Raw genomic sequence first — 2,220 nt, forward strand, 5'->3', positions numbered from 1 at the left:
CTTGTTTCTCACCACCTATAGAGGTGGGAGTCATCTCCCATCTGATATAGTTTCTTTACTTTTCAAACTTCTGAATCCGTTATCCACAATTCAGTTTTTCTTTCTTCAAACTTCCGAATCCATAATTTACAGTCCAGTTTTCGACATGCTCATTTGTTTTTATCCGTCAAATAGCTGTATAATTCTCCTGATAACAGGCAAACTATACAGCTATCCCCATCTTTATTACAGCATATATTTTTTTAATGCTGTTGTAATTTCTTCAATTCTCTGCTCTGCGATCTCGCGCACAGTCATTCCTTTTAAGCTCTCGATGTAGCCAAGCTCCTGACGATACAACCAGTTTTTCTGTGCATCATTTAATTTCTGGTAATGGTTTGCTTCTACCCAGTCATCGTATGACAAAGGAGCCGGATAACCAAGTTTCTCATCCAGCAGTTCTTTCAGGTCGATCTGATCTGCACGCTCCAGCATACCATTCCAAAATTCCAGAACTTCCTCTACGTGCTCGTGAATCTCGTAACGACGTGCACCACCATCGTAGATGATACATTTTTCAAATAACGGATTGCACATAGACAGCGTCTGGCGTCTGAATTCCGGTGCAATGATACCGCCTTTCCAGTAGAAGTCTACATCCGGAAGGTTGATACCGGATACACCTTTATCCTGATAAGTTGCAAAAACACCTTCGTAAAATACTGTGATAAAGCCTTCAAAATCCGGCCAATACTCGCGGATTTCTTCCGTCAGGCGTTCTAAGATTTCAATACCTTTTGTACCACCAATGGTAAACACGATAATGTTGCGGAGTTTTGCACCGTGCTCACGATAAAAATCAGTTACATAGCGTAAGCAGTGGATCAGTGTCTCGCCAGTTGCAATGATATCACCGATCAGCAAGGTACTTCCCGGAACCATGGTCAGCTTGCTGTATTTGATTTCCAGACCAGCGATCTCATCCTCATGGAACACACGCTCACTGGACAGGAAACTGATATCATGCACTCGGATATGCTCACGATAACAGCTCTCCTCCAACGGATAATTCAATGCCCCACGTAAAATAGACAGAATGTTGGCAGTTGTTACCTTTTTCTGTTCTTTAAAATAATACAACATCTGAGAAGTGGACGGAATCAGACAATAATATGTCTCATATCCGACGATTTCCGGATTGTTTAATAATTTCCGTGTCTCCGCTTCTGATACAATATAATATTCATTTTTAAAATCTCCGTCCTCCAGTTGATAGCAGGATACCCCCTGATCTACAAATGTTGGGACGATCTGTACATTATTCCAGTTCATCCTTCGTCTCTCCTATTTTTTACATATAGATTTATTATACAATGGTTCGACAAATCCTGCCATGAAATTTTTTATAAAATCTCGGCTTTATTCATATACAAAATGCACAACGAAGCCTCACTTTGTTTTTTTTCCAACGGTAGTCTTTCGCTGTGCATTCTGTTTTCCTCATGGAAAATCCTGTTTAAATCACTTCATTTTTCACTTTCAAATGATAAAAATTTATCTTGCTAATTTACAGAAACAGTTCTTAGATTTTATCAATAATTTTTACCGGAACAGACCTGCAATTTTATCAATAATTTTACTGGAACAGTCCTTTGATCTTGTCAAAAATTGTCTGTTTCTGTTCAACCGCCGTAGCTTCCTCTGCTTCCTTTACTTTGATGTCATCGGTACGGATTGCGAACTGTACCAGACCGATGTCTGTGTTTTCATCAGAAGTGAAGGATACCGGTTCATAATCGCTGCCGGAGAGTTTTTCTACCATTTCGTCAATGGCATCATCAATCTGTGTGTCGATGTCAGATGTCTCATCTTTGAACTCCTGTGTACCATCTTTTAATTCAGTTGCGCCATCGTTCAGTTCTTTCATGCCACTGCTGAACTCACCGGTTCCGGACTGAAGGGTATTTGCGCCCTGCTGCAGCGCATCCACACCGGCTGCTGCACTGCTGATACCTGTCTGTAAGCTGTTGATTCCCTGCTGTTGGATTGCCGCATCTTCCTGTGGCATTGTGATAGAAATGTCCTGATTTGCTGCCGCCGCATCTACCTTTGTATCTGCAATTGCATTTTTCAGAGTAGAAGCCTCATCAGAAGTCAGTTTTCCTTCATCTCAGTCTGAGTTGAGACTCCCCCTTCTGCAAGTGGTGAGTAGTAACAAGTATTTCTCAGTGGGAGTTCAAT

The 2,220-nt window shown here is 41.2% G+C and carries 2 protein-coding genes; both read right to left on the reverse strand.

Features of this window, described 5'->3' with window-relative positions:
• Window positions 1-225: 225 nt before the first annotated feature.
• Entirely contained in the window at window positions 226-1,311 is a 1,086-nt protein-coding gene (locus LG34_RS16150; protein WP_109216988.1) for a phosphoribosyltransferase, read from the reverse strand.
• Between the two features lie 304 nt (window positions 1,312-1,615).
• Window positions 1,616-2,047: a hypothetical protein gene (locus LG34_RS16155; RefSeq protein ID WP_109216989.1), complete on the reverse strand. Its 432-nt coding sequence runs from the start codon at window positions 2,045-2,047 to the stop codon at window positions 1,616-1,618.
• Window positions 2,048-2,220: the final 173 nt, after the last annotated feature.

This window comes from Eubacterium ramulus (assembly GCF_003122485.1).
In the GTDB taxonomy this organism is placed as follows: domain Bacteria; phylum Bacillota; class Clostridia; order Lachnospirales; family Lachnospiraceae; genus Eubacterium_I; species Eubacterium_I ramulus_A.